Origin of the sequence: Polyangium sorediatum (assembly GCF_029946465.1) — a bacterium.
Classification (GTDB): domain Bacteria; phylum Myxococcota_A; class Polyangia; order Polyangiales; family Polyangiaceae; genus Polyangium; species Polyangium fumosum.
The window spans coordinates 24,989-49,163 of record NZ_JARZHI010000015.1 but is presented as its reverse complement, the minus strand read 5'-3'; the positions used below and the strand labels follow the sequence as shown (position 1 = coordinate 49,163).

Annotated in this window: 23 protein-coding genes and 1 tRNA gene; 14 read left to right on the top strand and 10 right to left on the bottom strand. The window is 68.5% G+C overall.

Annotated elements, in window-relative coordinates; all coding sequences use genetic code 11:
* Positions 1–36 precede the first annotated feature (36 nt).
* From QHF89_RS18785 to nhaR, 4 genes are all read left to right on the top strand, one after another.
* Positions 37–762, top strand: a complete 726-nt coding sequence (locus QHF89_RS18785; RefSeq protein ID WP_136969069.1) for a Crp/Fnr family transcriptional regulator — start codon at positions 37–39, stop codon at positions 760–762.
* Between the two features lie 125 nt (positions 763–887).
* Complete coding sequence (gene folB / locus QHF89_RS18780; protein ID WP_136928950.1) at positions 888–1,265, top strand: dihydroneopterin aldolase; 378 nt, start codon at positions 888–890, stop codon at positions 1,263–1,265.
* 36 nt (positions 1,266–1,301) lie between these two features.
* On the top strand, positions 1,302–2,699 hold the full coding sequence (locus tag QHF89_RS18775) for a CehA/McbA family metallohydrolase domain-containing protein (protein ID WP_284720668.1): 1,398 nt from the start codon (positions 1,302–1,304) through the stop codon (positions 2,697–2,699).
* An 82-nt stretch (positions 2,700–2,781) separates the two neighbouring features.
* Positions 2,782–3,681 (top strand): transcriptional activator NhaR, encoded by a 900-nt coding sequence (gene nhaR, locus QHF89_RS18770; protein WP_284720667.1) that lies wholly within the window; start codon positions 2,782–2,784, stop codon positions 3,679–3,681.
* 9 nt (positions 3,682–3,690) lie between these two features.
* On the opposite strand, the gene cobA is transcribed toward nhaR, so the two are convergent.
* On the bottom strand, positions 3,691–5,301 hold the full coding sequence (gene cobA, locus QHF89_RS18765) for a uroporphyrinogen-III C-methyltransferase (protein ID WP_136969071.1): 1,611 nt from the start codon (positions 5,299–5,301) through the stop codon (positions 3,691–3,693).
* Positions 5,302–5,410: 109 nt separating this feature from the next.
* On the opposite strand from cobA, the gene QHF89_RS18760 reads away from it, so the two are divergent.
* Entirely contained in the window at positions 5,411–6,184 is a 774-nt protein-coding gene (locus QHF89_RS18760) for a GAF domain-containing protein (RefSeq protein WP_136969072.1), read from the top strand.
* Between the two features lie 36 nt (positions 6,185–6,220).
* Here the strand turns inward: QHF89_RS18760 and QHF89_RS18755 are convergent.
* Positions 6,221–6,295 (bottom strand) — tRNA-Cys (locus QHF89_RS18755).
* Positions 6,296–6,451: 156 nt separating this feature from the next.
* Here QHF89_RS18755 and QHF89_RS18750 point away from each other — a divergent pair.
* Positions 6,452–7,669, top strand: coding sequence for a hypothetical protein (locus QHF89_RS18750; protein ID WP_136969073.1), 1,218 nt, complete (start codon positions 6,452–6,454; stop codon positions 7,667–7,669).
* Between the two features lie 4 nt (positions 7,670–7,673).
* Here QHF89_RS18750 and QHF89_RS18745 read toward each other — a convergent pair whose 3' ends face one another.
* The gene (locus QHF89_RS18745) at positions 7,674–8,885 is read right to left on the bottom strand and encodes a hypothetical protein (protein WP_136969074.1); all 1,212 of its coding nucleotides are present in this window, start codon (positions 8,883–8,885) and stop codon (positions 7,674–7,676) included.
* 42 nt (positions 8,886–8,927) lie between these two features.
* A complete protein-coding gene (locus QHF89_RS18740) occupies positions 8,928–10,313 on the bottom strand; it encodes a sigma-54-dependent transcriptional regulator (protein WP_136928956.1) in 1,386 nt (461 codons plus the stop codon).
* 288 nt (positions 10,314–10,601) lie between these two features.
* Between QHF89_RS18740 and QHF89_RS18735 the strand changes: the two genes are divergently transcribed.
* Positions 10,602–12,125 carry a tetratricopeptide repeat protein gene (locus QHF89_RS18735; protein WP_136969075.1) on the top strand — a complete coding sequence of 508 codons (1,524 nt, stop codon included), beginning with the start codon at positions 10,602–10,604 and terminating at the stop codon, positions 12,123–12,125.
* A gap of 56 nt (positions 12,126–12,181) precedes the next feature.
* Here QHF89_RS18735 and QHF89_RS18730 read toward each other — a convergent pair whose 3' ends face one another.
* A complete protein-coding gene (locus QHF89_RS18730) occupies positions 12,182–14,095 on the bottom strand; it encodes a hypothetical protein (RefSeq protein WP_136969076.1) in 1,914 nt (637 codons plus the stop codon).
* Positions 14,096–14,242: 147 nt separating this feature from the next.
* Between QHF89_RS18730 and QHF89_RS18725 the strand changes: the two genes are divergently transcribed.
* Positions 14,243–15,517, top strand: coding sequence for a metallopeptidase family protein (locus QHF89_RS18725; RefSeq protein WP_136969077.1), 1,275 nt, complete (start codon positions 14,243–14,245; stop codon positions 15,515–15,517).
* Between the two features lie 53 nt (positions 15,518–15,570).
* Positions 15,571–16,602, top strand: coding sequence for a peptidyl-prolyl cis-trans isomerase (locus QHF89_RS18720; protein WP_136969078.1), 1,032 nt, complete (start codon positions 15,571–15,573; stop codon positions 16,600–16,602).
* A gap of 6 nt (positions 16,603–16,608) precedes the next feature.
* Here the strand turns inward: QHF89_RS18720 and QHF89_RS18715 are convergent, their stop codons facing one another.
* Positions 16,609–17,424: a hypothetical protein gene (locus QHF89_RS18715; protein ID WP_232379501.1), complete on the bottom strand. Its 816-nt coding sequence runs from the start codon at positions 17,422–17,424 to the stop codon at positions 16,609–16,611.
* A 105-nt stretch (positions 17,425–17,529) separates the two neighbouring features.
* On the bottom strand, positions 17,530–18,153 hold the full coding sequence (locus QHF89_RS18710) for a zinc ribbon domain-containing protein (RefSeq protein ID WP_284720666.1): 624 nt from the start codon (positions 18,151–18,153) through the stop codon (positions 17,530–17,532).
* Between the two features lie 67 nt (positions 18,154–18,220).
* On the opposite strand from QHF89_RS18710, the gene QHF89_RS18705 reads away from it, so the two are divergent.
* Genes QHF89_RS18705 through QHF89_RS18695 form a run of 3 tightly spaced genes read left to right on the top strand, consistent with a single transcriptional unit; the run spans position 18,221 to position 19,762 of the window.
* Positions 18,221–18,517, top strand: a complete 297-nt coding sequence (locus QHF89_RS18705; protein WP_136969079.1) for a 4a-hydroxytetrahydrobiopterin dehydratase — start codon at positions 18,221–18,223, stop codon at positions 18,515–18,517.
* 19 nt (positions 18,518–18,536) lie between these two features.
* Complete coding sequence (gene rnc, locus QHF89_RS18700) at positions 18,537–19,322, top strand: ribonuclease III (RefSeq protein ID WP_136969080.1); 786 nt, start codon at positions 18,537–18,539, stop codon at positions 19,320–19,322.
* Between the two features lie 23 nt (positions 19,323–19,345).
* Positions 19,346–19,762, top strand: a complete 417-nt coding sequence (locus tag QHF89_RS18695; protein ID WP_136928964.1) for a hypothetical protein — start codon at positions 19,346–19,348, stop codon at positions 19,760–19,762.
* Positions 19,763–19,838: 76 nt separating this feature from the next.
* Here the strand turns inward: QHF89_RS18695 and QHF89_RS18690 are convergent, their stop codons facing one another.
* Complete coding sequence (locus tag QHF89_RS18690; protein ID WP_136969081.1) at positions 19,839–20,999, bottom strand: hypothetical protein; 1,161 nt, start codon at positions 20,997–20,999, stop codon at positions 19,839–19,841.
* 104 nt (positions 21,000–21,103) lie between these two features.
* Between QHF89_RS18690 and QHF89_RS18685 the strand changes: the two genes are divergently transcribed.
* Together QHF89_RS18685 and QHF89_RS18680 are read left to right on the top strand one after the other, a co-directional pair.
* A complete protein-coding gene (locus QHF89_RS18685; RefSeq protein WP_284720665.1) occupies positions 21,104–21,622 on the top strand; it encodes a tRNA (cytidine(34)-2'-O)-methyltransferase in 519 nt (172 codons plus the stop codon).
* A 56-nt stretch (positions 21,623–21,678) separates the two neighbouring features.
* Positions 21,679–22,152: a hypothetical protein gene (locus tag QHF89_RS18680; protein ID WP_284720664.1), complete on the top strand. Its 474-nt coding sequence runs from the start codon at positions 21,679–21,681 to the stop codon at positions 22,150–22,152.
* Positions 22,153–22,242: 90 nt separating this feature from the next.
* Here the strand turns inward: QHF89_RS18680 and QHF89_RS18675 are convergent, their stop codons facing one another.
* Both QHF89_RS18675 and QHF89_RS18670 read right to left on the bottom strand, forming a co-directional pair.
* Positions 22,243–22,749: a CarD family transcriptional regulator gene (locus tag QHF89_RS18675; protein ID WP_136920397.1), complete on the bottom strand. Its 507-nt coding sequence runs from the start codon at positions 22,747–22,749 to the stop codon at positions 22,243–22,245.
* A gap of 443 nt (positions 22,750–23,192) precedes the next feature.
* Entirely contained in the window at positions 23,193–24,143 is a 951-nt protein-coding gene (locus QHF89_RS18670) for a Ppx/GppA phosphatase family protein (protein WP_136969082.1), read from the bottom strand.
* Positions 24,144–24,175 lie beyond the last annotated feature (32 nt).

Sequence of the window (24,175 nt, the reverse complement as noted above, 5' to 3'; positions counted from 1 at the left end):
CGTTACGCCCAATCCTGGTAATATGGACCATGAATCATGGTCACGATCCAGGATAACCGACGCCCCTCGGTGGACGCGCCGAAGGTACGCATCAACCGCGCGTTGAAGCTCTGCCCCCTCTTCGAAAAGGTGGCTCGTGCGACGTTCGACAACGCGCTCGAGGTCGCCGAGCTCGACGTCGTCCGTGCTGGGATGTCCATCCAGAAGCAGGACGACAACGTCACCTCCCTCGCGCTGCTCGGACACGGGCGAGCGCGGCTCGAGCGCAAACTTCCGTCCGGACAGACGGTCCCCCTCGGGTACCGCGGCAGCGGTGATCTGCTCGGCGAGGCTGCGCTCGCCGGCGCGCAAACGTACACCGAGAGCGCGATCGCCATCGACGAGAGCGAGGTCGTCCGCTTCCCGGTCGCCTCGATTCACGCGTGGCTCCGCGACGATCCCGCGCTCGGCGTGGCGCTGCTCGGCCTCCTCGTCGACCGCCAGCGCGCGGCGGAGGATCGCATCGAGTCGTTGCTCTTCCGCAACGTGGAAGGCCGCCTCGTCGAGTTCCTCCTCGCCGCCGTCGATCGCTGGGGCGTACCCGACACGCGAGGCACGTTGATCTCTGCGCCGATCACGCATCTGGAGATCGCGCAGTCGATCGGCTCCACGCGCGAGACCGTCACCATCACCCTCGGCGCGCTCCGCAAGGACGGATTGCTCGCCGTGGCGGGTCGACGGCTCATCGTGGTCGACCGCGACGCACTCTCGAAGCGGCGGTAACGTAACGCGGCTCGAACATCGGGGGCGTCCTCGGCTCGTCCGAACGGAGCCCCCGCGCCTCGACCACACGCGCGCGTCCTTTTCGCGTGCTCGGCTACGCTCGGGCGTGCTATCGCCCGACCGCGATGTCGATCGCCCAGAGCTACCGGATTCGACTCGAAGGGATCCGGTTCCGCGCGCGCCATGGTGTCTCGCGGGCCGAACGCGACTTGCCGCAGGACTTCGTCGTCCATGTCGAGGTCACGTTGCCCGTCGCGAGTCTGCCCCGGACGGACACCCTCGCGAAGGTCTTCAACTACGACAAGCTCGCGACCCTCGTCGTCGACGAGGGCACGCGCGCCTCGTACAAGCTGCTCGAAATTCTCGCCGAGCGGCTCATCGCGCGCATCCTCGCGGACACGCCTGCGATTGCCGTGACCGTGCAGGTCAAGAAGTTCGGCCCGCCCACGTCAGTCTCGGTCGACGCGGTCTCCGTCGAGCTCTCGGCGAACAGGCCCGCGTAGCCATCCCTCCCGCGAGCGAGCGGCCTATCATGGGCCATGCCTCGCCTCTCGCTCCTCGCGGCACCGCTCGCACTCCTCGCCCTCGCTTGCTCCGGTGAGGACGTAACCCCCGCCGTCAAACCTGCGCCCCGCGCCTGGGACAAACTCGCCACGCCGAGCGACGTCGCGCTTGGCCCCGTGCGCGGCTTCACGCAGGCCCGCGGCATCGTCCACAGCCACTCGCCCTACTCGCACGACGCTTGCGACGGCAAAGGCCTCGACGACGGCGGCGTGCCGCGGACCGACTGCGTCGCGAACCTCCGCCGCGGCATGTGCGACGCCGCCGAGGACTTCGTCTTCCTCACCGACCACGCCGCCCACATGGCGGACGCCGCGTTCCCCTCGTTGCTCTTCATCCAGCCCGGCGACGAACCCGTCCTCGGCGCGGACGGCGCGCCCATTGGCAACTACGTCGCGTGTGGCGACGGCCGCCGCGTCCTCGTCACCGCGGGCAACGAAAACACCTTCATGTCCGTTGGCCTCGAACGCCACCTCCCCGGCGACCCGGCCACGCGCCGCGCGACCTACGAAGGCGAAGACGCCTCCACCGTCGATGCGATGCACGAAGCAGGCGCCCTCGTCTTCATCGCGCACACCGAGTCCCGCACGCCCGCGTGGCTCGCCTCGATGCCCTTCGACGGCGTCGAGGTCTACAACGTCCACGCCGCCATCGACCCGGACATCCGCAAGGACTACCTCGGCCTCGAAGCCTACGGCGGCGGCGCCTCCATCCTCCCGTTCACCCGCCAGGACGACGACGGCCCGCAGCCCGACCTCGCGTTCCTCGGCTTCTTCGAGGAGCTGCCCATCTATGGCCAGCGCTGGGACGCCTTGCTCGCCACGCGCCACGTCACGGGCATCGCGGGCACCGACGTCCATGAGAACAGCTTCCCGGGTGTCCTGCGCGACGGCGAGCGTGGCGACAGCTACCGCCGCCTCATGCGGTGGTTCTCGAACATCGCGCTCGTCGACGGCCCGATCACCCCGACCTCCGTCAAGGCTGCCCTCGCGGCTGGCCGGAGCTACGTCGCGTTCGAGATCCTCGGGGCGCCGGCCGGCTTCGACTTCCATGCCGAGACAAACGGCGCCGTCGTTGAAATGGGTGGGCAGGCTCCCGCGGGCTCGACAATCGTGGCCCGTGCTCCCAAGGTCCATAACCTCGATCCTGGCGTCAATGCGCCGACGATCTCCATGCGCTTGCTCCGCATCGACGCGTCCGGGACCACGGTCGCGGCCGAGGGCGACACGATTCGCCTCGAAAATGCGCCAGCCGGCGTGTACCGCGTCGAGGTCCGCATCCTGCCGACCCACCTCCGCCCGCACGTGGGCGACACCGGCGAGGGGTACATCCGCGAGCGCTTGTGGATCCTCGCCAATCCGATTCGGATTTCCTGAAGCCGAAGCGAGGTCACTTGCCCGAAAAACCGATGGATCGGACGAGAGACATCGGGAAAGACGATGGTATGCTGGCGCTACTGTGGAGTGGCTCAACTATCATCATCTCCTCTATTTCTGGGTCGTCGCGCGAGAGGGGAGCATCGCGCGGGCGAGCCACGAGCTACGGCTCGCGCAGCCCACGATCAGCGGGCAGATTCGTGCCCTCGAAGAGGCGCTCGGGGAAAAGCTGTTCGTCCGCAGCGGCCGCCACCTCGTCCTCACCGAGGTCGGGCGCGTCGTTTTTCGTTATGCCGACGACATCTTCTCCCTTGGCCGTGAGCTGCTCGACACCGTCAAAGGCCGTCCGACGGGCAGGCCGCTTCGGTTTGTGGTGGGAATCGCCGACGTCCTGCCCAAGCTCATCGCGCACCGCCTGCTCGAACCGGCCCTCGGCCTCGCGGAGCCCGTGCGGATGGTTTGTCGCGAGGACAAGGCGGAGCGGCTGATCGCCGAGCTCGCGCTCCACAACCTCGACATGGTGATCACCGACGCGCCGCTCGCCTCCGGCATGAAGATCAAGGCGTACAGCCATCTGCTCGGCGAATGCGGGATCAGCTTCTTCGCCGCGCCCTCGGTCGTGCTCGACACGCGACGGCCTTTCCCGGACATGCTCGACGGCGCGCCGTTCCTCTTGCCGGCCGAGGGCACCACGCTCCGCCGCTCGCTCGAGCAATGGTTCGAGTCCGAAAGGATCCGGCCGCGCGTCGTGGGCGAGTTCGACGACAGCGCGCTCCTCAAGGTCTTTGGCCAGGCCGGCGCGGGCGTACTCGTCGCGCCTTCGGTGATCGAAGGGGAAATCCAGAACCAGTACGACCTGCACGTCGTCGGCCACACCGACGCCGTGAAAGAGCGCTTTTACGCGATCACCGGCGAGCGAAAAATCAAGAATGCCGCCACGAGCGCGGTCGCCAATGCCGCGCGCAAGCACATCTTCGGCTGAGCCCGCCCGTCATTTACGCGTAAAATACCTCTCCACCGCCTCCACGAGCCCCTCCATCGTGCTCGTCTCCGCCGTCACGGCGACCTCGATCCCCCGGGCCCGCGCGCTCTCCGTCGTGATCTCTCCAATGCTCGCGACCGTCACGCCCGAGAGCAGCGCGCCTGCCTGCGCCCCGAGCGCCGCGACGAGCCCCTCCACCGTGCTCGTCGCCGAAAGCAATACGACGTCGATCGATTTCTCCGAAAACCGCTGCACGAGCTCCGCCGCCCGCTCGGGCCCTGCTCTCCGTGTCTCGTAGACCGGCACGACCCGCACCTCGCAGCCCGCCGCCCGCAGCATCTCGGGCAGCGCCTCCCGCGCCACGAGCGCGCGCGGGATCACCACCCGCACAATCTTCTTTTCCGACAAACGTTTCCGTATTTCCTCGTCCGCCAGAATCGCGACCGCCAATCCCTCGCCTCGAAAATCCGCGGGCACGATATCGGCGCGAATCCCCCGGGCGAGCAGCGCTGCCGCCGTCCCCGTCCCGATCGCCGCCACCTTCGCGCGCCCGAAGGCCCGCGCGTCGAGGCCCGCCTCCGCGATCGCCGCAAACAGCCGCTCCACGCCATTCTCGCTGGTGAACGCCACCACGTCCCACGCGCCGAGCTCGTGCACGAGCGCCGACACCGCGGACGGATCCGGCGGCGGACCAATCTCGATCGCCGGCCACACGTAGGGCTCGGCCCCTCGCTGCCGCAGCCGCTTCGCCGCCGATTGCGCTTGACCTAGCGGCCGGAGCAAAGCCACGCGTTTCCCGAACAGCGGACGTGTATCGAACCAGCGCAGCGCCTCCCGCCGCGTGGCCACCGCCCCCACGAGCACGATCCCCGGGCTCCCGAGCCCTTCAGCGCGCGCCTTGTTTGCGATCTCCGCGAGCGTCCCCTGCACGACCCGCTGCTCGGCCCGCGTCCCCCACTGGATCACCGCCGCCGGCGTCGCGGGATCCCGCCGCGAAGGCCCCAAAAGCCCCGCGACGACCTCCTCCAGGTTGTGCATCCCCATCAGCACGCAAATCGTGCCTTTCACGCTCGCGAGCTCCGACCAGTCGTATCCCGCGCCCGATCGCATCGTCCCGCTCACGAGCGTCACGCTCGACGCGAGATCCCGATGCGTCAGGGAAAACCCTGCATACGCCGTCGCGCCGAGCGGCGAGCACACGCCGGGCACCACCTCGAACGGAACGCCGGCCCGCGAAAGCGCCTCCGCCTCCTCCGAGCCTCGCCCGAACAGGTAGGGATCACCGCCTTTCAGCCGCACCACGCTCTTTCCTGCGCGCCCGAACCGCACGAGCTCCGCCTCGATCGCGTCCTGCTTCGCTTGCTTCGAGGCGCGATCCGCGCCGCGCTTGCCCACGGCCATCACGACGGCGTCGGGCCGCACACGCGAAAGCAAGGCCGGATGAATCAGCTCATCGTGCAGCACCACCTCGGCGCTCGAAAGAAGCTCGGCCCCACGTTCGGTCAAAAGTCCCGGATCTCCGGGCCCTCCGCCCACCAGGTACACCGTCCCCGGCACGGCAACTCGTGCCGCAGAGCGCGTCAAATCCCCGCCTTCTTCGCCTTCTGCCCGATTTTTCATGATCCCCGCGCGTACTTTCGTCTTCACCCGATTGTCGTATCCTTGACACAATGCGCAACTGGCCTAGATTCCGCCCATCACGTCCCTTCCTCGTTAGGGATTTTGGCGTATGCGATCCATCAAGCTGCTCACCGAACCCAGCGCGGGTGTCGTCGATCGATGGTACGTGTCCGATGGGGCGACCGCGGTGGGTCCTGTCGGCATCGAGCTCATCGCGCGTGGCCTCGAGGCGGGCAAGGTGCCGCTGGGGAGCTACGTTCGTCACGAGGCGTGGAAGGTGTGGCGACCTCTGTCCGAGCTCGCGGTGGTCTCGGTCGACTCCGCGGCGCCCACGCCGCCCTACCATCCTCGCCCCGCGGAGACCATCCCGGGCGGCGGGTGTGACGACATCACGCAGCCGGGTCGGCCGGTTTTTCCCGACGAGGTGATGCCGCAGGACGTCCTCGCGGGCGCTTCGGACCTCGACGACGCGCTGCTCCTCCTGTTCAACGCCGCCGTCGTGCGCACGGGGGCCGATGCCGGCCTCGTGCACGTGGTGCGTCCCGACGGTGCGGTCGTCCTGTACGCCCACGGCCCCTTTTCGCGGGACATGGTGGGCGAGCGGACGAGCCTCGTGGATCCGGCGCTCGCGGCGGCGGCGGAGGGCAACACGGTCGTGGCCGAGCCTGCGCCGGGCCCTGCGGGGCAGGCGGTCCGGGATCGGCTCCTCGCCCTCGGCGTCGCGTGTGACGCGGCGTGGATGGTTCCTGTGCTCGCGAACGGCCGGCTCGCCGCGGCCATCGAGCTTGGCCGCAAGGCGCCGCGCCTCCGGGCGAGCGAACTCGCGGTCGTCGAGGCTCTCGTCGACGCCCTGTCGTACCGCGCCGATCACGACGCCTGGTGATCAGGCCGAAGAATCCCGGCCGAAGAAGGCGATCTTTGGAGGTGAGGACGGGATTCGAACCCGCGTATGACGGTTTTGCAAACCGTTGCCTAACCGCTTGGCTACCTCACCGCGGTCAGCGAGGCGCGTTTTTGCCCCATCCCGCGCCCTCTGTCAAGCGTCCGTGCACGGCACCTTTCAAGTGACCCTCAGCACATCCCCTTAAACTTTTTCGGCGCCGCGCTGCGATCCGGTACGATGGCCGTGGAGGGCGAGCGGAGAACGGGCATGCGTGCGATCGTCGGATGGGTTTGGGCCGCTTGCCTCCTCGCGACGCCATCGTTTGCCCTGGGACAGGGCATCACGTCCACGCCTCCGCGCCGTGTCCAGCGGGAAGCGGACGCGGCGCAGAAGACGGAGTCCGGGTCCAAGCCCGCGGACGGCGGCGCGACGAAGGACGCCTCGAAGCCGCCGAAGGAGCCGCCGCCGTCAAAGCCCTTGTTCAAGATCGACCTCCACGGCGGCGCATGGCTCTTCTACTACCAGCCCTTCCAGCCGCCCGAGGAGAAGCCGTTCCTCCGGATGCACGTCGCGCATCTGAATTTCGACGGCTCGATCGGCGATTTTGGCCTCTTCTTCAACGCGAGCGCGCGCGACACCCGCATGCGCGAGTTCTACGAAGGCCCGGCCTGGCTGGAAGAGGGCTATTTTTATTACAAGCACCCGAAGGTCATGGTGAAGGTCGGCAAGGCGTACAGCCGCTTCGGCCTCTTCTGGGACAACTCGTTTTTCGGACCCATCCATTTCTACGACGGCATCAAGCTCGACCCGAATTACGGCGTCTCGATCGAGGGCACCGTGGGCAAGGAGAAGGGCCCGCGCCTCGGCTATTTCGCGCAATACTTCCTCGTCGACGGCCGGACGAACGGCTCGTACGTCGGGCGCGACACGATCAGCATCCCCGGCGCCAGGCGCCGGAACATTGCCGTCCTCCGCCTCGAACCGGCGTACCATTGGAACAAGGATACCTCGCTCCTCCTGGGTGTGTCGGGGCAATACTTCCAGGCCGACATCCCGGCGCTCGCCGGGACGAACCGGGACGTGCTCCGGTTCGCCCTCGATTACACGGTCAACGTGGGCCCGGTGAGCGCGTGGGGCGAGGCCTCACGCCAGCTCGGCCAGAGCGTCACGGAATGGCCGATCCCGCCCGTCCCGGCGACCGCCACGACGCCCGCCGTCCCTGGCCGCGCCTCGGCGAAGAACGACTACCTCCTCGTCGGCGGCGAGGCGCGCATCTGGAAGTTCGTGGCCCGCTACAACCTGAGCGCCGCGCGTTTCCACGACGTCGGCGTCACCGAGTACATGCACCAGCCGGGCCTCGGCTACAACATGAACGACTACCTGCAGTTCCTCGTGGAATACGCGCACTGGACGCAGCACGACGCCCTGGGCTACGGAAAATTCCTCGACCAGAGCGTCGCGACCACGATTCACGGATACTTTTAGGGAATCACTTCACGCACGCGCCGCTGTTCGCGCAGGCGAAATCGTCACAATCGACGAACGGGTTACCGTCGTTGCTGATGCCGTCGCTGCACTCGGCGAACGTGAGCTCGTGCTGGCAGACGGTGATGCTCGACTTGCGGCTGCAGGAGTTGTCGGCGCAATCGACGAACGTATTCCCGTTGTTGTCGACGTTGTCCGAGCACTCGGCGTCGTTCGCCTCGGGGCAGATCGTGACGTCGGGGCTCAGCGAGCAGCCGAAATCCGCGCAATCGATGAAGTTGTTCCCGTCGTCGGTCGCGCCGTTCGAACACTCCGCGTTCGCCAGCGCCGTCCACTGGTTCGCCGGGGGCATCGGGTCCGCCGGCACGTTCGCGTTGCACACGATGATGCCCTCGCGCTGACAGCCGGGATCCTCGCAATCGGAGAACCCGTCCTTGTCGTCGTCGAGGCCGTTCGAACAGAAGATGTTCGAATCCTCCCGGACGAGGTTCTTGCACGCCGACACGTCCGGGTTCACGAGGCAGGCATTGTCGGCGCAATCGATGAAGTTGTTCCCGTCCTCGTTTTGCCCGTTTGTGCATTCGTCGTTCGCGAGCGTCCCCCACTCGGCCTGCGCCGGCATCGGGCTCGCCGGCTGGTCGCCCGTGCAGACGACGATGCCCTCGGCCTGGCAATCGGTGTCCATGCAGTCGCTCTTGCCGTCGCCGTCGTTGTCGATCCCGTCGGAACAGCGGCCGTTCGACCATTCACGCTTGCAGAACGCGAGCGCCTGACACGCCGTCTCCTCGCAGTCGGTTTTGCCGTCCATGTCATTGTCGATCCCGTCGGAGCAGAGCGGGTTCGACGCTTCCTGGATCTTCGCGCACGGCGCGACGCTGTCGCAGTTGAAGTCGTTGCAGTCCTTAAAGCCGTCGCAATCGTTGTCGAGGCCGTCGCTACACGCGGCCGTGGTGTTCTCATCGCCCGTCGGCGTGCACATCGAGCCGCTCGACGACGAGCCGCCCGCCGCGCCCGTGCTCGTCGTGGTCATTCCGCCCGAGCCCATACCGCCCGACGCGCCCACGCCGCCGCCGCCCGACGCGCCTGCGCCGCCCGAGCCGCCCTCACCACCTTCGCCGCCAAATCCGGTCGTATTGTTGCCCGTCGCGCGACACGCTCCGAGCCCGAGACCCAGAGCACCCGAAAGAACCAAAGCAACGTACGTCTTCGACTTCATGATTATGCTCCTCGCCGCGGCCTACCTCGCCACGACCAAGCTCTACCCTTCGTCCTCGGCCTCCGCCTTGTCGCCGCGCAGCCCGAGCGCCTTGCATTTCTTGTAAAGGTGGCTCCGCTCGAGGCCGAGGCCGCGCGCCGTCGACGCCATCGCCCCGCCGTGGTGCGCGAGCGCCTCCTCCAGGATCCGCCGCTCCGCCTCCTCGGCGAGCACCCGGAACGGCGTGCCGGGACGAAACAGGCCCGTCGGCGTCCCGGCCGACGCGCCACCCAGACAAACCCGCACGTCCTCCGCGTCGATCTTCGCGTCGGGCGTCAAGATCACGAGCCGCTCGATCAAGTTCCGCAGCTCGCGCACGTTGCCGGGGAAGCCGTAGCCCGTGAGCACCTCGACCGCGCCTTCGGCCAGGACCATGCCGGGCCGATCGTTCGCGGCCATCGCGAGACCCAGGAAATGCCGCGCGAGCAAGGGCACGTCCTCGCGGCGCGCGCGGAGCGGCGGGAGCGCGAGCGGCACGACGTTGAGCCGGTCGTAGAGGTCGGCGCGGAACTCGCCCTTCTGGCAGGCGGCTTCGAGATCACGGTTCGTCGCGGCCACCACGCGCACGTCGACCTTGATCGTCTCGTGCCCGCCCACGCGCTCGATCTCGCGCTCTTGCAGCACGCGGAGCAGCTTCGCCTGCATCGGCATCGGCATGTCGCCGACCTCGTCGAGGAAGAGCGTGCCGCCGCTCGCGCGCTCGAACTTCCCGCGCCGTTGCTTCGTCGCGCCCGTGAACGCCCCGGCCTCGTGCCCGAACATCTCGCTCTCGATGAGCTCGCTCGGGACGGCGGCGCAGTTCATCTTTTCGAGCGGCCCCTTCGCGCGTTTCCCGGCGATGTGGATCGCGCGGGCCACGAGCTCCTTGCCCGTCCCGCGCTCGCCCGTCACGAGCACCGTCGCGCTCGCCTTCGCGGCCCGCGCGATCTGCTCGCGCAGCGCGACCATCGATCGGCTCTCGCCGATGAGCTCCCCGAGCTGCCCGACCTGCGCGCGCAACGTGCGCGCCTCGGCCTCGGCCCGCACGAGGCGGAGCGTGTTGTCGAGCACGAGCAGGAGCCGATCGGTCGAGAGCGGCTTCTCCAGGAAGTCGAGCGCGCCGAGCCGCGTGGCGCGGACGGCGGCGTCGATCGAGGCGTGGCCGCTCATCATCACGATGGGCAGGTCCGAGCCGGAGACGCGGACCTTCTCGAGGAGCGAGACGCCGTCGCCGTCGGGGAGCGCAACGTCGAAGAGCGCGAGGTCGTAGCTCTTCTTGGCGAGCTTCTCCTCGGCGATGCGCACGCCGCCGGCGACGTCCACCGTATAGCCTTCGAGGGAGAGGGCCTTCTGGAGCGTGGTGAGGATGGAGGGCTCGTCATCGACGACGAGCACATGGCCGCGCGGCATTCGCAGACCCTAGCACCCGTCCGGCCAGGGGGGACAACCCCCGACCCGAGGCCCCCTTCACGGCACCCGATCGAGCGGAAACCGTAACGAAATGCTAGCGAAGTGAGTCCAAGCACCACGGGCGCGCGTGGCCCCCGCATCGCCCTGCCCGCCCCCGTTCCGTGGGCCTGTACGCCCCTCCGAGCCGCGCTCCCGACCCGGCGGCTTCCCAGCGGAAAGTTCCGTGGCACCCACACCCGGGCAAACGGTGTACGAACGATGGTCGCTTCGTGGTACCTTCGAGCCCTCATGCCTTCCGAGATCCTTCCGACAGCAGAAGGCGATCTCGGGCGAACGCCCTTCGCGCACCTGCTCGTCTACGTGCTGGACAAGCAGCTCACAGGCGCGCTTTTCCTGCGCGAGGCCTCGGGCGTCGAACATGCGATCCGCCTCGAAGCGGGCGCGCCCGTGAAGGTCCGCCCCGGCGATGGGCATGCGCTCCTCGGGCAGATGCTCGTCGAGGCAGGCGCGCTCGACGAGTCCACGCTGCAAGGCGCGCTCTCGATGCACGGGCTGCTCGGCGACGCGCTCTTGCTCGCCGGCTGCGTCGAGCGCGAGCTGCTCGAGCAGACGGCGGCACGTCAGTTCACGACGCGGATGACGCGTCTTTTCAGCCTCGGCGCGGACACGACGTACAGCTACTTCGACGGTCGCACCGACCTCGTTGACGACGCAGCACCGGCCTCGACGATGCACCCGCTCGCGATCCTCTGGGCCGGCGTGCGCGCGCACGCGGCGGCCTCGTCGATGATGGCCGAGACGATCGAGCGCCTGCACGACGTCACGATCCGCCTCCATCCCGCGGCCGCGATCGAGCGGTTCGCGCCGACGCCCGAAGAGCGCGAGATCCTCGATCGGATCCGCGAAAACCCGCTCCCGCTCGCGCAGCTCTTCGCCGCTGGTTTCGCGCCGGAAGAGACGCTCGCCTGGATGGTCTACGCGCTCGTCATCACGCGTTCGCTCGACCTCGACCTCGGCACGACGCCGCTCTGCGCAGAGATCCAGCCCGCGCCGCCGCCGGCCGCAGCGCGCCCCGTGACGCTCGCGCGGATCCGCCTGCGCGCCGCCGCGTCGCATCGCATGGGCGCCGCGGCGCCGGATCTCGCGGGCGATGGCGAGCGCACGCGCGTGCAACCGCGCCCGCGCAAGCGAGGTCGTCCGAGCGCTTTCACGCTCGCCGCGCGCCGCATCGAGACGCCTCCGCCGAGGGAGGCCGTGAGCGAGCCGCCGCCGTCCGCGGTCGTCGAGACGGACCCCTCGCCGCCGGCCGTCCCCAAGCCCGCGGCGGCCGAGCCGCCGACGCATGACACGCCCTCCTCGGAGAGCGACAAAGCGCCCACCGTGCCCATGCCGCCCGAGGGGCAACCGGACGCCGCGCGCCCGGCGCACGCGCTCTACTGCCTCGCGACGTCGCGCATCGCGGAGCGTGATCTCACGGGCGCGCTCGCGGCTTGCCAGCTCGCGCGCGAGGTCGATCCTACGCAGCCCGACTATGCCGCGCTCGCCGTGTGGATCCGCTCGCTCCTCGGCGGCGCGGATCTACGTGCCCGCGTGGCCGAGCTCGACGCGCTGCTCGAAGCGCGCGACGACCACGCGCAGGCCTTGTTCTACCGGGGATATCTGCGCCGTCGGATCGGCGACGAGCCGGGCGCGGTGCAGGACCTCCGTCGCGTGCTCGACCTGGATCCAGGCCACCAGGATGCCGCGCGGGAGCTCCACCGGATCGCGATGGGCAAGCCGGCGAAACGACCGAGCGGCTGGTACCGGATGTAGCGGAGGGCGCGGCGATCGTTGGTGCTCCAAGGAGCCGACGATCGCCGCGAGGTTCGTCAGGGCGCGAGCCGGACGCCGAAGAGATCGGCGCCGCCGCTGCTCGGGATGGTCCCAAGCGGGTCGCCAAACGCAATCTCCGATTCGAAGCTGCCACCTAGAATCACGTCGCCCTTCGCGTCGACGGCGGCGGCATAGGCGGTCTGCGTGCCGGTGACGCCGAGCTTTTTGGTCCAAAGCGGCGCCCAGTTCGACGCGGCGAGCTTCACGACGAAGACATCGAATCCACTGCCGGTCGCGATCGGCCCGGCGCCGAAGTCGAGCGACCCGTCGAAATGCCCGGTCACGAGGATGTTGCCCGCGCCGTCGGCGGCGATCCCGGCCCCGCGCGAGGTTCCGGTGATCCCGTAGCGCTTGCTGTTCACGTGATTTCCGTTCGCCGCGAGGAGCTCGGCCACGTAGAGGTCCGCCGCCCCCACCGCCGTCATCGGTCCGCCGCCAAAATTGAGCGAGCCGGTGAAACGGCCGGTGAGGAGGACATTGCTGTTCGGCGCGGCAGCGATGTTTCCGTGGAATTGATCCCCAGCCGAACCATAGAGCTTGCTCCAGATGTGATTGCCGTTCAACCCGTTGTACATCGCGACCACGAAATCACGATCGCCGGCCCCCTGCAAATGGCCGTTGCCGAGATCCACGCCGGTGTCATACGTTTCACCCAAAATCGCGACGTTGCCGTCCTTTGTGACCGTGAGGCGCCTTCCTCGCTCGTTACTATTGCTGGCAAAGATCTTGCTCCAACGGTGATTGCCTGCGGAATCATAGCTCGCCAAGAAAATGTCTTCGCCGTCGGGGTCGAGGTTGTTGCCCCCGAGGCTTACACTTTCGTCCGTGACCCACCCCGTGACGAAAAGATTCCCCGCGGCGTCGACGTCCACGTCCTGCGCGGATTGCGCGTTCGTCGTGCCGAACTTCTTGCTCCAGACGTGCGTGCCCGCCGCATCGAACGTGGCGATGAAGATATCGAGCTCCTGGCTCTGCAGGGCGTTCCCGCCGAAATTGATCGAACCGTTGTATTCGCCCACCACGGTGATCTGACCTGCGCTGCTGACGGTGACGCCACGGGCGAGGGCGACATTCGCAGAAAACGTCTTCGCCCATTGCATGTTTCCGTCCGCGCCGACCTTCGCGACGTAGGCGCTGCCCTGGCTCCCGCTGAAAACGAAAAGATCCGGCCCGAGCGCCGCGTCGACCACCCCTGCAACCACGTATCCACCGTCGGGCGTGAGCGCCACGTCGTACACCCCGTCATCCAGCGGGTCCGAATTTTTCCCGGGCGGCGTGAAACCTTGCTTCACCGTGCCCGTGCACATGGCAATGGCCGTCCCGTCGCAATCCTCGTCGGTCGCCGTCGTGCAATTATCGAACGCAGGAAAGGTCACCTGCATGCAGCCCTCGATGGTCTTCCCATCGCTACTGCACGTCCCCTTCCCAACGGCGCAGGTACCTTCGAGATCCGGCAAGTCGCACTCGACGTCTGCTCCAGGCGCACAAACACATACCTTATCCATCTCGTCGGCTTCGTCATTGCAATCCTCGTCCCCGGCCACGTTGCAATCTTCGGCTGCCGCAGGAACGACCTGAGCCTCGCACGGACCAAACTCCGAACCATCGTCCGCGCAGAACTGCGTGCCTGCTTGGCAGTTGCCGACGCCCTCCGTGCCGGCGGGCCCCGAATAACACGGCCTCGTCTCGCCCGCCGTACACAGCTCGCCGCCCGTGCCGCCCATGCCCCCCGAAGCCCCCGCGCCGCCCATCCCGCCTGCGCCCGCTATCCCCCCCGAGCCGGCTGCGCCGCCCGGGTTCACGGGCTCCGATCCATACTTGTCGAGCCCACACGCGAGTGGCGCCGCGGAGAGGCCGAGCACGGCGAGCAGACCCAGAGAGCGACGAATTCGACGATCCGCGTGAGGCATGACCATTCTCCTGTGCGAAAAGCAATACGCGCCGAAGACGCGCTGGGGGAGGAATCGACTTTACGGGAGCACGGCGGCCGAATCAATCGGCCCGCGCCCACGAGCCGACGGGTTGACGCTGGCGCGCTCCGGCATCATCGCCTCGGCGTGCCCCGCCTCTCCGCCCGCGTGCACCTGCCTTCCGGCCGCGTGGCGCGCCTCTCCGACGAGGCCGCCCGGCGCGCCGCCGCACACGCCCGCACGCCCGACGTGCGACCCGGCGGCAGCATGGAAGCGCTCGGGATCCTCGAAGCCAAGGACGTCGCGCGGACCGACGCAGGCGCGCCAATCGACGTGCGCGGGTTGTCCTTGCGCGACTTCCACGTGCTCCGCGCGCTCCTGGTCCACGCCGGCGTGCAAGCCGAGGCGCCCGCCGAGCTGCCGTGCGAAAACTGCGGCGAAGCCTTCCGCGTCGCGCCTTCGAGCCTGCTCGAGATCGCGCCGTTCGTCGACGCAGAGCTCGACGACCCCGAGCTCGACGCGCCCTTCGATCACGAAACGGCCCACGTGATCCCGGCGATCCGCGTGGGCACCGAGCTCGCCCGATCGATCCGGATCGCCGCGCGTACGGTCGAGGAGGCCCTGCCGCTCTTCCGCGCCGAATCCGCGCCGACCCGGATCACGCCTGCGCTCGTCGTCGCCATGGGCATCACCGCGCTCGGCCGCGAGCGCCGCGCCTCCGCGATCGCCAAGGCGCTCGCCGCGGCCCCGGACGAGGCCTACCAGGCCGTCGCCGATTGCCTCTACGAAGCGCATTATTCGGCGCGCCTCGTCGCCGTGCACCGCTGCGCCGCGTGCGGCGCGCGCAACGACCTCGACGTCCCCTGGCAGCGGGAAATCCCCTACGAGATCGGCGAACCCCGCAAGGCACGCCGCGCCTTCCCGGACCTCGACGCGTTCGAGGCGATGGTGGCGAGCGCCGCCGATCGCATCTACCAAGCGCGCCGCGTGCGCAACATCGACCTCATCGTCGACGACGGCGTGCCCGCTTGCGACGACGGCGGCGAGCCGCTGCTCGGCTGCTACACGCCCGGCGGCACGGACGCGACGCTCGGCATCCCACGGGCGCCCGAGATCCGCTTGTTTTACCGGACATTCCAGGCCGAGCACCGCCACGATCGCTCGTTCGACGTGGCCGCCGAGATCGACGAGACGATCGACCACGAGATCACCCACCACCTGCACCACCTCGCCGGCGACGACCCGCTCGACGAGGAAGAACACGCGGTGATCGAGAAGGAAGCGATCCGCAGGATCGGCAAGCGCGAAGCCGCGCGCCGCGCGGGCCGTGGCCTCGCGTCGGAGCTCGCGGGGTTCGTGCGGACGACGTGGCCGCTCTTCGTGATCGCGTTCGTCGCCACGTATTTCACGTTTTGCCGCTGAAAGAAGCGAGCCGGCTTGACCTCGGCCCCCGCCCGGCAAGAATGGCCCTCGTCATGCGTCCTGCCTCGATCCTGCGCGCGATCCTCGCCTCCTCGATCGCGCTCGTCGCCGCCACGGCCACGAGCTCGTACGTGCTCGCCCAGGCGGCCGCGCCGAGCGACGGCGACGCGGTCGTCGCGAAGGTTGGAGTTCGAACGATCACGGTGCGCGAGGTCGAGCGAAAGCTCGCCACGATGCCGCCGTTCCAGCTCCGCTACTTCGGCAAGACGCACGACGAGATCCGCCGCAAGTTCGTCGAAGAGACGATGCTCAAGGAGACGCTCTACGCCGAGGGCGCCGAGGCCGCGAAGATGCGCGATCTGCCCGAGGTCGGCGAGCGCATCCGCAGCGTGCTGCGCAACGCGATCGTCTCGCAGATCCGCGCCGAGGTCGCCGCGCAGGGCGCCGTGACCGACGAGGAAGTGCGCGTCTACTACGACGCGAACCGCGACAAGTATCACGCGCCGTCGCGCGTCGCGATCTGGCGCATCCTCGTGGCGACGCGCGAGCAGGCGCTCGACGTGATCCAGAAGGCGAAAGCCGACCTCTCGCCGAAGCGCTGGAACGAGCTCGCGCGCGACCTGTCGCTCGACAAGTCGACGAACATGCGCGGCGGCAACCTCGGGCTCGTGGCGCCTGATGGAACGACCACGGACCCGAACGTGAAGGTCGACGTCACGCTCGTGAAAGCGGCCGAAGGCGTGAAGGACAGCGAGCTCGTGCAAGAGCCTGTCGCCGAAGGCTCGTCGTGGGCCGTCGTCTGGCGGCGCCAGAGCATCAAGGCGGTCGACCGCCCGCTCGACCTCGAAGCGCCCTCGATCAAGCAGATCCTGATGCACGAGCGCACGCAGAAGAAGATCCAGGAGCTCGTGGCCGCGCTGCGCAAGGAGCACCTCGGCGAGACGAACACCGACCTCCTGGAGATGCTCGGCGTGAGCGCGATGGGCGAGGTCGCACCCGCCAAACGCCCCGGCACCTTGCCCTCGTCGCGGCGCCCCGCCGCAGGCCCGCCCGCGCCCTCGCAGACGCCTGCGGGCCCGCGCTGACGCAGCTCAAGCGAACGCGAACGCCAAGAGCAACCCGAGCGCCGACACGATCGCCGAGATCACCGCGACGACCGTACCCGTGCGCCGCGCGCGCAGCGCCGCATCCTCGGGCAAACCGTACACGCCCTTGAGCAGCGCGTCCGAAGCACGACCCGGCACGCGCATGGAGAGCGCGAGCACCTCGGCCGCCGCCTTCGCGCCGCGCGATCCGAGCATCCAGATCGCGCCGAGCGGACCCGTCATCAGGTCCCAGCCGCAGGAGTACAAACCAAACCGGAGCGCGCGCCTCCGTTGCGGCCGCGCTCCCTGCTTTCGCGCGCCCGCGTCGAGCGCCGCGCCGTGGCTCGCGTGCGCCAGGACCATCCAGAGCGCGAGCGCGGGCACGCCGATCACGAACCACTCGAGCGCCCGCACGCGCATCTCCGGATCCCCGATCACCTGCAGCGCGAGGTGCGGCAACGCGAGCGCCGCGATCGGCAGGAGCATCGCCACCATCGATCCGACCGCGAGCATCTCGGCGACGATCGCGAACCGCACGGCCGGCGGCAACGCACCATCCGGCAGCGCCGAGAAAAACGCGTCCGCGCCCTGCGTCGTCGCGAGCGCCGTCCCCCAGAGGCGCGACCACGAGGTCCCTCCAGGACGCTCCCAAGGCACGATGGCCATCACGCCCGAGGCCGTCTCATCCGCCGGCGTGCACCCGGAGCAATCCGACTGGCCGCAGATCGTGCAGAGCACGGCCGCGGGCACCTCGAATGCATCGGTGTCGGACGAGTCCGCTCTCGGCCGGACGCGTTGCGCGCTCATCGGTGTCTTGGCCATGGCGCACCTCCGACGGACCCGCCCCGCGCCGCGCGAAGAAAAGCCGCCGCCCACACAATACGCGAATCCTCGGCCCGTGTCGACCTGGGGCGGCCGCAAAAGCCGCTAATGCAACATCTCGTCGCCCTTGCGTGCCTCGTTCGAACGCATGTCGTCGACGCGCCCGCCGAAGCGCGTCGCGACGCCGAGCGCGAGCAAGCCGAGCACGAACGTCACGTGCAGGCCGTACGCCCACTCGAAGCGAACAGGCCGATGGCGCGTGCTCTCGGGGACCACCGCGACGCGCATGATCACGGTCATGATCACGATCGCCGCCAAAAATCCCACCGCGAGTCGCGCCCCGCGCATCGCATGAATCGAGCGGCGCGAGAGCACGAGCGGGAGCATCACCACCCACGACACGAAAGGCGCCCACATCCACTGCAAGCGCTCCGCGAACCCGAACCCCGTGAGCACCTGGAGTTCCGGTGCCTGCTCGCGCACCCAGGGCAGAAAAAAAGCGACGAGCCCGAGGAGCGCGATCCCAGCAAGCGCGCCGCGTCCACGCGCGGCGTACAGGAAAGGCACCGTCTCCATCTCGGGCGGCACCGGCGCCTCGTCTTCGAGCGCCTCGCGCGAGGGCGGCAGCTTGCGGATGTCTTCGAGCGGCAAGCCACACTCGGGGCAGACACGCGCCTCCGAGGGCTCGAACATCTCACGGCAGAAGGGACACGCGACGAGGGCAGGCATCGACGGCGAGGAGTTTAGCGCGCGCCGGGTTCCCAGCGCGCGCCCCACCGTTTACAAATGCCCCACCATGTCGAAGCGACAGAAGCTCGAAGACGACGCCGTCGCCACGTTCCTGGGCGCGCACGCAGGCTGGTCGCGCGCAGGCGAGGCCATCCAGAAGACGTACAAGTTCCCCGACTTCTCCACGGCGCTCGCCTTCGTCGTGCGCGTGGGCCTCGCCGCGGAGAAGCGAGATCATCACCCCGACGTCCACCTCGGCTGGGGCCGCGTCACGGTCGTCTGGTCGACACACGACGCGAGTGGGATCACGGGCGTCGACACGGAGATGGCCGAAGCGACCGATCGCCTCTACGGAGGCCCGTGAGCGAGGATCCGACGCGGTGATGGATTCCCCTCGAGAAGCGCTCCTTTCGCGGCTCGGTCTGAGCGGCGAGTTGCCTCATCTGGAAGAGGCGCTCACGCACCCGAGCTTCTCGAACGAGCAACGCAAGGGCGCGTGCGCCGACAACCAGCGGCTCGAATTCCTCGGCGACGCGGTGCTCGGGCTCTGCGTGGCCGAGCTGCTGATGCAGCGCTTTCCCGGCGCAGACGAAGGCGAGCTCTCGCGGATGCGCGCGGCCCTGGTGAACCCGACCCCGCTCGCCGCATGGGCGCGAAGCGTCGAGCTCGGCGCGGCGCTCCGGCTCGGTCGAGGCGCGCAAGCCGCGGGCGAGCGCGACCGCACGAACGTGCTCGCGGACGCGGTCGAGGCGATCATGGGCGCGATCTACCTCGATCGTGGCTTCGACGCGGCGCGGCTCTTCGTGCACGCGGTGATCGCTGAGCCGCTCGCACTCCTCACGCAGGGCCCGCAGCGCACGCGAGATCCGAAGAGCGAGCTGCAGGAGCGTGTGCAGGCCACGGGCGGCACCTCGCCCCGCTACCGCGTCGTGCGCGTCGAGGGACCGCCGCATCACCGGGACTTCACGGTCGTCGTGGAGATCGACGAACGGATCGTGGGCGAAGGCCAGGGCCGTTCGAAAAAGCTCGCGGAACAGGAAGCCGCGCGAGCCGCGATCCTGAGCTTGTGGTCAGGTGACGTGAACGTCGAGGAGGCGGTATCTTCAGGATCGAACGAGTCCGAGGTTCGTCCGTCCAATGAAGCCCTCCCGCGGACGGAGGACGCCTGAGACTTTCGAGGAGGTTTTTGAAGATGCGCCGGATCGCGCTCGCCGTGCTCGTGACGCTCGCGCTGGTCTTCACCGTGCTGCCCGCGTGGGCGGGCAGTTACCTCGACCGCGCCGCGCTTCTGCTCGACGAGGCGCGCAAGGAAGGGGACATGCTCCAGCCTCGTACGTTCGACAAGGAGCTCGTCCTCGTGGTGAAGGCGCTCGCGGAGGCGCGCGCGCGTGTCGGCAGCAAGATGGAGGTGCCCGCGGCCGTGACGAAGGCACACCCGCACCTCTTGCTCGTGCTCGCGAACTACGAACGCGCGGCGTCCGCGGCCGAGGACGGGAACTTCAAGAAGTTCATGGAGCACCTCAACGCCGCGCGCGACGAGGACCGGAACTTCCGCGCGATCCTGAAAGAGCTCGGCTACGCGCTGCCGGACGTGAACACGAAAAAATAGCCTCGCGCAGGCTTGAAACGAAACGGGCCGCCTCGAACGAGGTGGCCCGTTTTCGTTCGTGCGCCGTCGCTCGTGCCTAGAGCACGAGGCCGATGTCGAAGGCGAGCGTGTACTGCCGAGGCATGCCGTCGAACTTGTTCACCTTGGTGTCCGCGGCGTCGTTCGGATCCGGCGTGAAGACCTGCGAGTCCTCGTCTTGGTTCGCCTCTTGCGGATCAATGACGTCGGTGACGAAGTGCGCGCCGATGCGGATCATCTGGAAGCGGAGCTGCAGGCCCGCGTCGATGCGATGGCGCGTCATGCGCACCGGATCGAAGACGGCCGTGTTGTTGAAGTCCGCGCTCGTGCCCGCGCCGCAGACGGGCTGGCCATCGCGGTAGGGCTTGCTGGGGTCGGGCGTGGCCGGGGAGTTGCCGCCCTGGTAGCCGCAGTAGTTCAGCGCGTCGGTGTTCGGCGTGAGGTCGATGAGGCCCGAGTCGCCGAAGATGCGGAGGAACGAGTAACCGACGTACGGCGTGAGCACGACGCTGCCTGCGATCGGGATGGGCTTCGAGAGCTGCGCGTCTGCGGCCGCGACCGTGAGCTGAAACTCGGGGTTGCCCGTGAGGGTCGTGACCGAGCCGCCGACCGCGATGTCCGGGAAGATCGCGGGGATGCCCGTGCGGAAACCTTCGAGCAGCGCGATGCGCACGTCGGCGCCGAGGATGCCGATGTTCGAGTTCGCCATGAACCCGATCTTCGTGCCGAGCTCCATGCCGAGGATGCCGAGCGGCAACGAGAGCGGCGCGAAGCCGTACCGGGTCTTCATCGAGAAGACCTGGAGGAAGTCGTCCGGGCCGGTGTTGCGCGTGGAAAAGAGCTTGTTGTTCGGGTCCTGCTTGCCTTGCGTCCCGAGCGCCCAGTACTGCGAGTCCGACGAGATGTTCGTGAACGCGCCCTCGAACGCGAGATCGAACCCGCCGTAGCCGGTCGTCCGCGCCGGATGCATCGCCGTCGGCGCGAGCGCGAAACCCCACTCGCCGATGAGCTTGGCGAACGCGAGATCATCCGTGCCGCAACGGGAGTAGCCCGACTGCGGGTTGTAGTAGAGGCCGCCGTTTCCGCCCGGCGCGCGGCAACTCTCGTCCGTCACGAGGCGCGCGAGGGCCGGGTCCATCGTGTCCGCCTGTGCCTGGCGAGGCACCGCCACAGCCGCGACGAGCGCGGCAGCCGCCGCGATCCACCCGAATCGACGCATACCAGGATCTCCGAGGCGCGAGGCTACGGTGGGGGCCGCTTTCCCGTCAAGGTCTCTGAGGGCGGAAGCTTGTGCCTGGGGCGCATGGGGCTAGAAAGACGCCCGTGGCCAAGGACCAGCGCCCTCGCCTCCGCGCAAAACCGCTCGATCAGCCCTTCCACGTTGTGCTGATCGAACCCGAAATCCCGCAGAACACCGGCAACATCGCCCGGCTCACGGCCGCCACGAAGAGCAAGCTGCACCTCGTCGGCAAGCTCGGCTTCCGCATCGACGAGCACTCCGTACGCCGCGCCGGCGTCGACTACTGGCACCTCGTCGAGCTCGAACAACACACGGACTTCGAGCAGTTTCGCGCACGCTTGCCCGCTCCACGGCTCTGCCTCTTCAGCGCCCTGGGCACGAAAAGTTACCTCGACGCGGGCTACAAGCCCGGCGACGCGCTCGTGTTCGGCAAGGAGAGCAAGGGCCTCGACGACACGCTGCTCGAGCGCTTCCCCGACGACGTCTACGGCATCCCGACGCTCGGGCCCGTGCGCTCGCTGAACCTGGCGAACGCGGTGAGCATCGTGCTCTACGAGGCGCTGCGGCAGATCGGCGCGCTCTCGCAGACGACGCTCGGATGAGGCCCGGCCGCGCCTTTACGCGCACGGACGCACGCGCTACGCCCGGAGCCCGCTCGATGCCGAAGCCTCTCTCCGCATGCCTCGCCGCGCCCCTGCTCGCCGCGACCCTGCTCGTCACGGCCGCGGGCTGCAACCGGCGCCCCGTGAACGCCTCGCCCGACGGCGCCGTGCGCGAGCTCGTCGAGCGGCTGCGGCTCGTGAACGGCGATCCGGCTGCGGCAAAGTCTGCGTTCGAGCTGCTCTCGAAGCGCGCGCGCACGAACCTCGCCGAGCGGGCCCAGCGCTACAGCGCGGCGAGCGGCAAGACGATCGCGCCCGAGGCGATGATCGTACCCTCGCGCTTCGTCGTGCGTTTCGAGCCGCAGCGATATGCGGCGCAGATCTCCGGCAACCACGCGCTCGTCGAGATCATCGGCCTCGGGCCCGGGGATCGCGCGCAGGTCGCGTGCGTGTTCGAGGACGAAGCGTGGCGCGTGGATCTCCCGTTTCCCCCGCTGCCGCCCGTGCAGGTTCGTCCGGGAAATAATTAAAAAGCCGAAGGGCCGATTCCTGCTGGAATCGGCCCTCTTCGGGGAACCGGGCGGGGACCCCAAACCCCCTTGCCCGCACGGTTCTACGGTTCAGTTGGCGAGAAAGATCGCCTCGATCTCGGTCTTCACCTGCTCCTCGGTTTGACCGCGCGCGATCGCGATCTCCTTCACGATGAGCGAGCGCGCCGTGTCGAGCATGCGACGCTCGCCGAAGGAGAGCTGCTTGTCCGTCTTCAGACGGTAGAGATCACGCAGGACCTCGGCGACGTCGTAAATCGAGCCCGTCTTGATCTTGTCCATGAAACCGCGGTAACGGCGGTTCCAGGTCTGGTTGTCGAACGCGATCGTGCGCTCGCGCAGGATGTCGAAGATCTCGCGGATCTCCTGCTCCGAGATCACCTGACGGAGCCCGACGGCGCTGGCGTTGGAAACCGGCACCATGATCTTGCGGTCGGTGTCGAGGATACGGAGAACGTAGAAGCGCTGGCGGTTCCCGGCGATGTCTTTCTCTTCGATGTTGACGACCTCGGCCACGCCCTGGGCCGGATAAACCGCCTTGTCGCCTACCTTGAACTGGATCTCCGAACGAGCCTGCATACTGTCTCCTTTGCCTACCGCCCCGCCGCTACGATCTCGTGTCCCCGCTGGGCCGAGCGATCCGATCGCTCGAGGTCGGCCAGGAACCGTTGGATCTGGGGTCTCATTCCGAAGAGCCGAGCGCCGCCGCGAAGACCACGATAAGGGCCTGGGGGATGCGGGAGATCGCAGAGCGCTGCTGGTTCGGTCACCATCGAAGACACCGCGGGGGAGCTGACGGTGGAAGGGGTTTCGGGGTTGTTGAGAGAAGTCCCCTCACGTCTCGAGATCTCGACGCCTCGGTGAGGGGTTAGTTTGCGCCAGGCGCGCGCACTCTAGTGAGAACGCCGGGATCTGTCAACCGAATTGGCTCTCGCCGGCGGGCTTCCATACAGTTATGGCAACGGTCCGGTGAAACGGCAACGGACACGCGCATGATTGGGCGGAGGAGCGAGCGGTCGTCGTTACGGAAGGCGCCCTTCTGCCAGCCTCCGCGCGAGCCCCCAGCGCACACCGCGATCCGACACCACGAGCTCGACGCTGGATTCCACGGCGGGCGTGTGCGCCACGCGCGCCTCCGAGGCCCACGCGAGCACCTCCGCGACGAGAACCCCACCCGCGACGATCACGTCCGCACGCTCCGGCTTGATCGTCCGCAAGGCCCGTCGGGAATTGAGCGGCATGGCCGCGAGCGAGCCCACGGCGCGGACGACCTCGTCCTGCGAGAGACGCGCGCCATGCACGCGGGAGGCGTCGTACGGGAACACGTCCCGTGCATAGGCCGCGAGCGTCGTCACCGTGCCGGCCACGCCGACGAGCGCGCCGCTCGGCGAGAAGCCCGTGCGCTCGAGCGAGGCGCGCACGTCCGCCCGCACCGCTTCGAGCTCCGCCGCCGTCGGCGGGTCGCTCTTCACGTGCCGCTCCGTGAGCCGCACGCTGCCGATGTCGAGGCTCGTCGCACGCGCGAGCCCTCCGGCTGCGTCCCCCGTCACGATCTCCGTGCTGCCGCCGCCGACGTCGAAGACCGTGACGGGCCCCGAGAGACCAAGGCCTGAAAGAGCGCCCTCGAAGGTGAGCTCTGCCTCCTCGCGCCCCGACACGACACGCGGCTCCACGCCGAGCCGCGCCTTCGCCTCCGCGCGGAACGCGTCGCCGCCGCTCGCGTCACGCATCGCGCTCGTGCCCACGGCGGCGACCTTCGAGGCGCCGGCTGCGCGAAGCTCCTCGCCATACTGCGCGAGGCAGTCGAGCGTGCGCGTCACGGCCTCGGGCGCGAGCTTCCGCGTCGCGTCGACGCCCTGCCCGAGGCGCGTGATCGTGGCGCGCTCGACGATCGGCACGAGTTCGTCGCCCCGCTGCTCGACGACCAGCAAAAGGACGGAGTTCGTGCCGATGTCGATCGCGGCGAATCGCATGGAGCTCCAATGATTGGGGGTCGAAAAAACGG

What these genes read in the sequence shown, in the direction of transcription:
- QHF89_RS18785 (WP_136969069.1), top strand. Translation starts at nt 37, where the DNA reads ATGGTCACGATCCAGGATAACCGACGCCCCTCGGTGGACGCGCCGAAG.
- folB (WP_136928950.1), top strand. Translation starts at nt 888, where the DNA reads ATGTCGATCGCCCAGAGCTACCGGATTCGACTCGAAGGGATCCGGTTC.
- QHF89_RS18775 (WP_284720668.1), top strand. Translation starts at nt 1,302, where the DNA reads ATGCCTCGCCTCTCGCTCCTCGCGGCACCGCTCGCACTCCTCGCCCTC.
- cobA (WP_136969071.1), bottom strand. Translation starts at nt 5,301, where the DNA reads ATGAAAAATCGGGCAGAAGGCGAAGAAGGCGGGGATTTGACGCGCTCT.
- QHF89_RS18760 (WP_136969072.1), top strand. Translation starts at nt 5,411, where the DNA reads ATGCGATCCATCAAGCTGCTCACCGAACCCAGCGCGGGTGTCGTCGAT.
- QHF89_RS18750 (WP_136969073.1), top strand. Translation starts at nt 6,452, where the DNA reads ATGCGTGCGATCGTCGGATGGGTTTGGGCCGCTTGCCTCCTCGCGACG.
- QHF89_RS18745 (WP_136969074.1), bottom strand. Translation starts at nt 8,885, where the DNA reads ATGAAGTCGAAGACGTACGTTGCTTTGGTTCTTTCGGGTGCTCTGGGT.
- QHF89_RS18740 (WP_136928956.1), bottom strand. Translation starts at nt 10,313, where the DNA reads ATGCCGCGCGGCCATGTGCTCGTCGTCGATGACGAGCCCTCCATCCTC.
- QHF89_RS18735 (WP_136969075.1), top strand. Translation starts at nt 10,602, where the DNA reads ATGCCTTCCGAGATCCTTCCGACAGCAGAAGGCGATCTCGGGCGAACG.
- QHF89_RS18730 (WP_136969076.1), bottom strand. Translation starts at nt 14,095, where the DNA reads ATGCCTCACGCGGATCGTCGAATTCGTCGCTCTCTGGGTCTGCTCGCC.
- QHF89_RS18720 (WP_136969078.1), top strand. Translation starts at nt 15,571, where the DNA reads ATGCGTCCTGCCTCGATCCTGCGCGCGATCCTCGCCTCCTCGATCGCG.
- QHF89_RS18715 (WP_232379501.1), bottom strand. Translation starts at nt 17,424, where the DNA reads ATGGCCAAGACACCGATGAGCGCGCAACGCGTCCGGCCGAGAGCGGAC.
- QHF89_RS18710 (WP_284720666.1), bottom strand. Translation starts at nt 18,153, where the DNA reads ATGCCTGCCCTCGTCGCGTGTCCCTTCTGCCGTGAGATGTTCGAGCCC.
- QHF89_RS18705 (WP_136969079.1), top strand. Translation starts at nt 18,221, where the DNA reads ATGTCGAAGCGACAGAAGCTCGAAGACGACGCCGTCGCCACGTTCCTG.
- rnc (WP_136969080.1), top strand. Translation starts at nt 18,537, where the DNA reads ATGGATTCCCCTCGAGAAGCGCTCCTTTCGCGGCTCGGTCTGAGCGGC.
- QHF89_RS18695 (WP_136928964.1), top strand. Translation starts at nt 19,346, where the DNA reads ATGCGCCGGATCGCGCTCGCCGTGCTCGTGACGCTCGCGCTGGTCTTC.
- QHF89_RS18690 (WP_136969081.1), bottom strand. Translation starts at nt 20,999, where the DNA reads ATGCGTCGATTCGGGTGGATCGCGGCGGCTGCCGCGCTCGTCGCGGCT.
- QHF89_RS18680 (WP_284720664.1), top strand. Translation starts at nt 21,679, where the DNA reads ATGCCGAAGCCTCTCTCCGCATGCCTCGCCGCGCCCCTGCTCGCCGCG.
- QHF89_RS18675 (WP_136920397.1), bottom strand. Translation starts at nt 22,749, where the DNA reads ATGCAGGCTCGTTCGGAGATCCAGTTCAAGGTAGGCGACAAGGCGGTT.
- QHF89_RS18670 (WP_136969082.1), bottom strand. Translation starts at nt 24,143, where the DNA reads ATGCGATTCGCCGCGATCGACATCGGCACGAACTCCGTCCTTTTGCTG.